This window comes from Streptomyces longispororuber, assembly GCF_024448165.1.
Taxonomy (GTDB): Bacteria; Actinomycetota; Actinomycetes; order Streptomycetales; family Streptomycetaceae; genus Streptomyces; species Streptomyces longispororuber_A.
Window position 1 is genome coordinate 1 of sequence record NZ_JAMOLN010000309.1, and the last position, 8,665, is coordinate 8,665.

Annotated in this window: 5 protein-coding genes; 4 read left to right on the forward strand and 1 reads right to left on the reverse strand. The window is 72.2% G+C overall.

Annotation, left to right across the window (positions count from 1 at the left end; translation table 11 throughout):
* Nucleotides 1–382, forward strand: a 382-nt coding sequence (locus tag M4J07_RS44755) for a GNAT family N-acetyltransferase (RefSeq protein WP_255982532.1), incomplete at its 5' end; no start/stop codon positions are given.
* Nucleotides 383–391: 9 nt separating this feature from the next.
* On the opposite strand, the gene M4J07_RS44760 is transcribed toward M4J07_RS44755, so the two are convergent.
* Nucleotides 392–613 (reverse strand): pentapeptide repeat-containing protein, encoded by a 222-nt coding sequence (locus M4J07_RS44760; protein ID WP_255982534.1) that lies wholly within the window; start codon nucleotides 611–613, stop codon nucleotides 392–394.
* A gap of 195 nt (nucleotides 614–808) precedes the next feature.
* Here M4J07_RS44760 and M4J07_RS44765 point away from each other — a divergent pair, with 195 nt between their 5' ends.
* The 3 genes from M4J07_RS44765 (at nucleotide 809) to M4J07_RS44775 (ending at nucleotide 8,353) form a co-directional block, all read left to right on the forward strand.
* The gene (locus M4J07_RS44765) at nucleotides 809–1,225 is read left to right on the forward strand and encodes a hypothetical protein (protein WP_255982537.1); all 417 of its coding nucleotides are present in this window, start codon (nucleotides 809–811) and stop codon (nucleotides 1,223–1,225) included.
* 104 nt (nucleotides 1,226–1,329) lie between these two features.
* The gene (locus M4J07_RS44770; protein ID WP_255982539.1) at nucleotides 1,330–3,378 is read left to right on the forward strand and encodes a flotillin family protein; all 2,049 of its coding nucleotides are present in this window, start codon (nucleotides 1,330–1,332) and stop codon (nucleotides 3,376–3,378) included.
* Between the two features lie 91 nt (nucleotides 3,379–3,469).
* Nucleotides 3,470–8,353 (forward strand): DNA repair ATPase, encoded by a 4,884-nt coding sequence (locus M4J07_RS44775; RefSeq protein ID WP_255982541.1) that lies wholly within the window; start codon nucleotides 3,470–3,472, stop codon nucleotides 8,351–8,353.
* Nucleotides 8,354–8,665 lie beyond the last annotated feature (312 nt).

Genomic DNA, 8,665 nt, shown 5'->3' on the forward strand with positions numbered 1-8,665 from the left:
CGCCGACTACGCCACGGTGCTCGCCGCGAACTGGGACCCGCCCGCCGACACCGTCCGCCGCTTCTTCGCCCGGGCCGCCCCGTCGGCACTGGCCGCGCACTGCCCGGCCCGGTACCTGGTCGGCTATGTGGACGAGCGTCCCGTCTGTTCCGCCGAAGTGTTCCTTCACGCCGGAGTCGCCGGTGTCTACAACATCTCGACCCTGGCCGCCCACCGCCGGCGTGGCTACGGCGGTGCCATGACGCTCGCGGCCCTCCGTGCGGCCCGCGACGGGGACCACCGCATCGCGGTCCTGCAGGCGTCAGCCGACGGTGAGCCCGTCTACCGCCGCCTGGGATTCCGCTCCTGCGGCCGGTTCACCGAACACGCCTTCGTTCCCTGAACCGGCCCGTCAGACGACGTTGACCCCCATGGCCGTCATGAGCACCGCGGCCTGTTCGAGGCTGATGGTGGCCTGTCCCCATTGGACGGTGAGCGGGTCCAGGGAGGACAGGTCGCTTCCCTGTACTTCGCAGCGTATGAAGTTGGCGCTGTGCAACTGGGCGCCGGACAGGTCGACATCGGTGAGCGTGGCTTCTTCGAGGCGGGCGCCGGTGAAGTCGGCCTCGCGCATTGCCGTACTTCGGGAGGGCGTGGCGCGACCGGCATCAACACGGCATAAAGATTGCCGGTACCCGGCAATGCGCGAGGCGCTAAGAGTGCGTCAGGATCGACGTGGCAGAAACGGGGGCCAAGCCCTGGTGCCGGGCTCCGGAAGCGTGGCCCGGTACCAGGGTGGAGCCGAGGTGCGCTGACATAGGGGGCGGGAATGGGGGAACTCCTCGCCGCCGCGAGCGCGTTTCCCGCGGCCCTGTTCAGCGCCGCATTCGGAGCCGTCGTCGCCTTCTGGGGGCTCGTCGTGTGCCGAGTGGCGGACGCCGAGGCCTTCGACAGGGACGTCGACCTGCGGGCCGTGGGCCTCGACGGGGTGCCCGTCGCCAGCGCGGTGTCCCGGGTAGTCGTCGTCGGATGGCTGGCGAGCACCGTCGGGCAGCTGCTGATCGAGCGTGCCGAGGCCGGACTCGGCGGACTGTTGCGTGCCGCCCTCGAACTGGTACTGCTCGCGGCCTCGTTGGCCATCGGCTGGGGCGCGGCGCGTGCGCTGCGCGGGGTGTGCCGCCACCCCTGGCCCGGCGAACGTGACGCGCCGGACGAACCCGGCCTGGCGGAGCGCCGCCCCGGCTAGTGCCCTCCCCGAGCGGGGCGAGCCGGCTCCCGGCCTCCCCTGCCGCCGCTACACCTTCCTCTTCACCGGGGTGGTAACAGCCCCTGGATCCGAAGGATTTCACCATGGATGCCACCACTGTGGGCCTCGGCGTGTCCGTCGTCGCCGTCCTCCTGCTCGTCGTCGTGCTGGTGCTCGTCTTCACCCGGTTGTTCCGGAAGGTGGAGCAGGGCAAGGCGCTGATCGTGTCGAGGATGCGCAAGGTCGACGTGACCTTCACCGGGCAGATCGTGCTGCCGGTGCTGCACAAGGCCGAGGTGATGGACATCTCGGTGAAGGCCATCGAGATCACCCGGACCGGGCGGGACGGACTGATCTGCAGGGACAACATCCGCGCGGACATCCGCATCTCGTTCTTCGTCAAGGTCAACAACACCGTCGCGGACGTCATCAAGGTGGCGCAGGCCGTCGGCACCCAGCGGGCCAGTGACCAGAAGACGTTGCAGGAGCTGTTCCACGCGAAGTTCTCCGAGGCGCTCAAGACGGTCGGCAAGCAACTGGACTTCACCGACCTGTACACCAAGCGCGAGGAGCTGCGGTACCGGATCATCGAGGTCATCGGCGTCGACCTGAGCGGCTACCACCTGGAGGACGCGGCGATCGACTACCTGGAGCAGACGCCGCTGTCCCAGCTCGACCCGCACAACGTCCTGGACGCCCAGGGCATCCGCAAGATCACCGAGCTGACGGCCATCGAGCACGTGCGCACGAACGAGTTCCAGCGCACCGAGGAGAAGGAGATCACCCGGCAGAACGTCGACGCCCGCGAGACGATCCTGGAGCTGGAGCGCCGGCAGGCCGACGCCGAGATCAAGCAGAAGCGCGAGATCGACACCGTACGGGCCCGTGAGGAGGCCGAGACGGCGCGGGTGGTGGAGGAGGAGCGGCTGCGGGCGCAGGGCGCGTTCCTGGCCACCGAGGAGAAGCTGGGCGTGCAGCGCGAGAACCAGGCCCGCGAGGTCGCCGTCGCGCAGAAGAACCGCGAGCGCGTCATCGCGGTCGAGAACGAGCGGATCGAGAAGGACCGGCTGCTCGAAGTGATCGCGCGGGAGCGGGAGACCCAGCTCACGAAGATCGCCGCCGACAAGGAGGTCGAGGCGGAGAAGCGGGAGATCGCCGAGGTCGTGCGCGAGCGCGTCGCCGTGGACCGGACGGTCGCCGAGCAGGAGGAGTCCATCAAGAAGCTGCGCGCGGTCGAGGAGGCCGAGCGCGGCCGGCAGGCCGTCATCATCGCGGCGGAGGCGCAGGCGCAGGAGAAGCTCGTCAAGGACATCAAGGCCGCGGAGGCCGCCGAGCAGGCCGCGACTCACCTGGCGGCCGAACAACTCACGCTGGCCGAAGCCGAGTTGAAGGCGGCCGACATGCAGGCGCAGGCGAAGCTGAAGCTCGCCGCCGGCATCCAGGCCGAGTCGGCCGCGCCGGGCCTGGCCGACGTGCAGGTGCGCGACAAGGAGGCCGAGGTCATCGAGAAGGCCGGTCGCGCGGAGGCCGAGGCCACCGAGGCGCGACTGCGCGCGGAGGCCGAGGGTGCCCGGGCCAAGGCCCTGGCCGAGGCGACCGCGATCGGCGAGAAGCTCAAGGCGGAGGCCGAGGGCATCAACCAGAAGGCCGTCGCGATGGCCGCCCTGGACGAGGCGTCGCGCGGACACGAGGAGTACCGGCTGCGGCTGCAGGCCGAGAAGGAGATCCGGCTCGCCGGGATCGACGTGCAGCGGCAGGTCGCCGAGGCGCAGGCCACGGTCCTCGCGACCGGCCTGGAGAACGCCGACATCAACATCGTCGGCGGAGAGTCCGTCTTCTTCGACCGCCTGGTGTCGTCCATCGCGCTCGGCAAGGGCGTCGACGGCTTCGTGCAGAACTCGCAGACCGCCCAGGCACTCGCCGGCCCCTGGCTGGACGGCACGGCGGACTTCACCGAGGACCTGGCGAAGATCCTCGGCTCCGTCTCCTCCTCCGACGTACAGAACCTCACCGTGTCCGCGCTGCTGATGAAGCTCATGAACGGCGGCGCCGGCGCGCAGTCGGGACAGCTCCGTGAACTCCTCGACAAGGCGGGCCAGCTGGGCCTGGCCGACCTGCCGCTGGCCGGGCTGAACGGCACCGCGCACGGCTGAGCACACCGGACCGGCCGGGGCCCCGCACGGGGGTCGGGAGCCCCGGCCACGAACTTGCGCCGCACCTACCAGTAGGAGAGGGATCCCGCACATGGAAACGGGTCTGGACGCGGGCACGTACGACGTCCTGCGCGACCGGCTCGCCCAGCAGGCCGCCGAACTCGCCCACAGAGCGGATGAGTTGAACGCCCGCCGCGTCGAGGAGTTCGCCTCGGCGCGGCTGGATCTCGCCGGATCCGAACGGCTGCGCACCGAGCTGCCCTGCGTGCCGAGCGACCTGGCCGCCGTCGGCGGACACCTCCTGATCGGATACGCCACCGCCGCCGCGGACGGGGCGCCGCGCAGCCGCGTCGACGAGGTGTTCGCCCTCTACGACCGCGACCTCATCCCGGCGCCCGACAACGCCGTCCCCGGGCTCCTCGACGACCCCGGCTTCGTCCGCGAGTTCGCCGCCCTGCACCGCTACTACGCCGACGCCCGCCTACGGCAACTCCGCCTGAAGGGCGGCACATTGCTCGCCGTGTTCCAGACCGGCGACAAGACCGGCGACATCCGCGTGCTGCGCTGGGCCCTCGCCGTCGACGGCAGCGCCCGGTTCCTGGACGCCCGCGGCGAACGCGACCACCTCACCGAACCCGACCGGGCCGTCGACTGGACCCCGACCACCCGCGCCGACCACGTCCTCGGCCGCCACCCGCACATCGGCATCGACGGCGAGATCTACGTCTCCACGGTCGGCGGCAGCCTCACCGTCAAGACCGAGGACGACACCGAGACCGCCGAGGGCGTCCACAGCGAACCCGTCGACGAGCCCCTCCAGTCCCTCGCGGACGCCGACGTCGCCTACGCGCGCGTGGGCGCCCTGATCCTGCTGCGGGTGCGCCCCTACAAGGAGCGCGCCGACCGCTACCTCGTCTACGGCACCCTCACCCACGACGTCGTCCGGCTCGACGGCATCGGACAGGGCTGCCGCATCCTCCCCGACGAGCAGGGCGTCGTCTTCCCCGGCGGGTACTGCCTGAGCTCGGGGGAGCACAAGACGTTCGACGCCGTCGACACCACCGGTCTCGCGTACGAGCGCACCGTCCGCTCGCCCAACGGCGAGGACGTGCTGTACGTCTTCCACGCCCGCGCCGCAGGGCGGACCCTCCTGCTGCCGTACAACGTGATCCGCAAGGAGGTCGTCGCCCCGCTCACCTGCCACGGCCACGCCCTCTTCGACGACGGCACCCTGCTCCTGCTCCGGTCGGACCACGGCGACGGGCCCGGCCGCGTCCACCCCGTCCAGCGGTACGTGTCCCCCTTCGTGAGCGACACGTACGCCGCCGCCCAGCCGGTCGCCGAGGGGGCCCTCGCCCGCGTCGGCAACGCCGACCTCGTCCGCGCCATCTCCACCTGCCTGACCCTCGCCCGGGCCGCCACGACTGCCACGCCCACCAGCGAGGGCTATGCGGAACTCCTCGCCGGATGCGTCCGGGCACGCGACTCGCACCCGTGGCTGCTCGACCCCGAACTCGGCGAGCCGGGCGTCCCCTTGGAACGGATGCGGGCCACCGCCGAGCAGATCGTGACCGAGTTCGCCACCGTACGCGAACTCACCGAGCAGGCCGCCCGGCAGCTGGACGAGGCCGCCGCGCGGATCACCGCAGTGGTGCGGCGGCTGCGCGGAGAACGGCCGCGAGGCGCGGGGGAGTGGGTGGCAGGGCTCACCGAACTCCGGCACGCGCAGGGGCACGTGCTGACGCTCAAGGACGTGCGATATGCCGACGTCGAGCGGATCGACGCACTCGCCGCGGAGGCGGCCGCCGACCTCGACCGCTTCGGGCAGCGTGCCGTCACCTTCCTGGCCCAGGACGCCGCCTTCAGTGAACAGCTCGCGACCGCCGGACAACTGGCATCCGACTGCGCGGAGTTGACGTCTACGGCACAGGCTGATGACGTCGCCGCCCGGCTCGACGAGCTCGCCGACGGGCTGCGCACGGTGACCGACGTCGTCGGCGCCCTCGACATCGCCGACACCACCGTGCGCACGGCCGTCCTGGAGCGCATCGCCGAACCCCTGGGCGCCGTCAACCGGGTCCGCGCCCTCCTCGACGCCCGCCGCCGCGAACTGCGGGACCAGGAGGGACGCGCCTCCTTCGCCGCGGAGACGGCGCTGCTCGGACAGCAGGTCGCCGGGGCGCTCGCCGCCGCCGACACCCCCGACGCCTGCGACGAACAGCTCGCGCGGCTGCTCGTGCACCTGGAGAACCTGCAGTCACGGTTCGCCGAGCACGACGACTTCCTGGCGCAGCTCGACATCCGCCAGGCCGAGATCACCGAGGCGCTGGCAAGCCGCAAGCAGACCCTCGCCGACGCCCGCGCACGCCGCACCGAGCAACTCGCCGCCTCCGCGGGACGTGTCCTCGACACCGTCGCGCGGCGCGCCCGCACCCTGCCCGACGCGGACGCCGTCGCCGTCTTCTTCACGTCCGACGCGATGGTCGCCAAGGTCCGCTCCGTCGCCGACGAGCTGCGCGGACTCGGCGAACAGGTACGGGCCGAGGATCTGGCCGCCCGCCTGACCGCCGCCCGCCAGGAAGCCACCCGCGCACTGCGCGACCGCGCGGACCTGTACGACGCGGACGGCACCACGATCCGGCTCGGCGGCCACCGCTTCGCCGTCAACACCCAGTCCCTCGACCTGACCCTGGTCCCGGACGGCGACGGACTCGCCTGCGCGCTCACCGGCACCGACTACCGCTCCCCGGTGACCGACCCCGCGTTCGCCGACACCCGGCCCTACTGGAACCAGCACCTGCCCTCGGAGACGCCGGACGTCTACCGGGGCGAGCACCTCGCCGCCCGCCTCCTCACCGACCACGGCACGACCGCGCTCGCCGCCGCCGACGACCTGGCGGACCTCGTACGCCGGGCCGCGCAGGACGCGTACGACGAAGGCCACGAACGCGGCGTCCACGACCACGACGCCACCCTCATCCTCACCGCCCTCCTCCGGCTGCACGCGGAAGCCGGGGTCCTGCGCCACCAGCCGGCCGCCCGCGCCGCCGCCCAGGTCTTCTGGACGCACGGCACCACCGACGCCGCGCGGCACGCCTGGTCGGCGCGCGCCGTGTCGCTGGCCCGCGCCCGCGACACGTACGGCCTCGCCCCGGCCATCGCCGACCTGGAGGCGGAACTCGCCGCCGCCATCGCGGGCACCGCCGACGACGGGATGCCGATCGGCGGCCCGGCCGCCGCCTACCTCTTCGAAGAGCTGACCACCGGCCCCGACGGCTTCGTCCTGCCCGAAACCACCCGCGCCTTCCTCGACAAGTTCCGGCACAGCACCGGTAGTTCGGCGTACGCGGACGGACTCGCCGCCCTCCACGACGACCCGGCCGCCCGCCGCCAGCTCACCCACGCCTGGCTCACCGCCTACGCCACCTCCAGCGGCCAGGACCTGGACGACGGCGACCTGGCCGAGGCCGTCGCCGCCGAACTCTGCCCCCACCTGCCCCGGTACCCGCACACCGCCGACGTCTCCGCCACCGTGGAAGGGCTCCTCGGCTCTCATCCGCGCATCGCCCGCGACGGCACGCTCACCGTCCGCATCGACGAACTCCTCGCCCGCACCCACGAGTTCCGCACCGTCCGGGCACCGGGCTACCGCGCCTACCAATGCCGCCGCACCGCCTTCATGGCCACCGAACGCGAACGGCTGCGCCTCGACGAACTCCGGCCCCGCGCCCTGTCGTCCTTCGTCCGCGGCCGACTCGTCGACGAGGTGTACCTGCCCCTCGTCGGCGACAGCCTGGCCCGCCAGATCGGTACCGCCGGCGAGTCCCGCCGCCCCGACACCGGCGGCCTGCTGCTGCTCGTCTCCCCGCCCGGCTACGGCAAGACGACGCTCATGGAGTACGTCGCGCAACGCCTCGGCCTGCTCCTGGTCAAGGTCGACGGCCCGGCGCTCGGCCACCAGGTGACCTCCCTGGACCCGGCGCAGGCCCCCGACGCGACGTCCCGCCGTGAGGTGGAGAAGGTCAACTTCGCGCTGGCCGCGGGCAACAACACCCTCCTCTACCTCGACGACATCCAGCACACCTCACCGGAGTTCCTCCAGCGGTTCATCCCGCTGTGCGACGCCACCCGCCGCATCGACGGCGTCGTCGACGGGCGCCCGCGCACGTTCGACCTGCGCGGCAAGCGCTTCGCGGTGTGCATGGCGGGCAACCCCTACACCGAGTCCGGGGCCCGCTTCCGCGTACCCGACATGCTGGCCAACCGGGCCGACGTGTGGAACCTGGGCGACGTCCTGACCGGCAAGCAGGACGCGTTCGCACTCAGCTTCGTCGAGAACGCCCTCACCTCCCACCCCGACCTCGCCCCGCTCGCCGGCCGCACGCGACACGACCTGGAGACCCTGGTCGGACTCGCCGCCGACCACCCGGCCGCCCGCGCGGACACCCTCCAACACCCGTACAGCGCAGGAGAGTTGACGCGCGTGACGACACTCCTGCGGCATCTCCTCGCAGCCCGCGACACCGTCCTGGCCGTCAACGCCGCCTACATCGCTTCCGCCGCCCAGACCGACGCGACCCGCACCGAGCCGCCCTTCCGGCTCCAGGGCTCCTACCGCAACATGAACAAGATCACCCAACGGCTCGACCCGGCCATGGACGACGCGGAGCGCGACGCCGTCATCGACGACCACTACCGCGCCGAGGCCCAGACCCTCACCACCGGCACCGAGGCGAACCTGCTCAAACTGGCCGAACTGCGCGCCACCCTCACGCCCGAGCAGGGCGACCGCTGGACCGAGCTGAAGGCCGCGTACATACGTCACCAGGCCCTCGGTGCGGCCGACGGCGACCCGGCGGCCCGCGCCGTCGCCGCCCTCGGCCTCCTCGCCGACCGGGCGGCCGCGATCGAGAACGCCATCACGCGGGCCACCGACCCGAACCGGGCGCGGCACGCGGCACCGCCCGGCCAGTGACACCACCGGCAGGACGGAGTACGGCACCGAAGAAGCGCAACGACTGCCGGGACCGGGAAGTGCACGGGCCCGGTCGCGGCGCCACGATGGGCGGTGCCGAGAAGCGGCTCGGTGCGCTTCCGCGCCCCTGTCCCCTGTGCCCCTCTCAGTCCCTCTCAGTCCCTCGCATCGTCGCTCCAGAGCCCTCAGTCCAGGACCCCCACACCTATGCAGCGCAACGACTCCCCCCACGACGGCCCGTTCGCCCCGCGGCAACCGCAGGTACCGGGCAGCACCACGCAACCCCGGTGGCTCACCCTTCCCGCGCCTGCG

Bases quoted from the DNA above. Each gene is read 5' to 3' on its own strand.
- M4J07_RS44760 (WP_255982534.1), bottom strand. From the start codon at position 613: ATGCGCGAGGCCGACTTCACCGGCGCCCGCCTCGAAGAAGCCACGCTC.
- M4J07_RS44765 (WP_255982537.1), top strand. From the start codon at position 809: ATGGGGGAACTCCTCGCCGCCGCGAGCGCGTTTCCCGCGGCCCTGTTC.
- M4J07_RS44770 (WP_255982539.1), top strand. From the start codon at position 1,330: ATGGATGCCACCACTGTGGGCCTCGGCGTGTCCGTCGTCGCCGTCCTC.
- M4J07_RS44775 (WP_255982541.1), top strand. From the start codon at position 3,470: ATGGAAACGGGTCTGGACGCGGGCACGTACGACGTCCTGCGCGACCGG.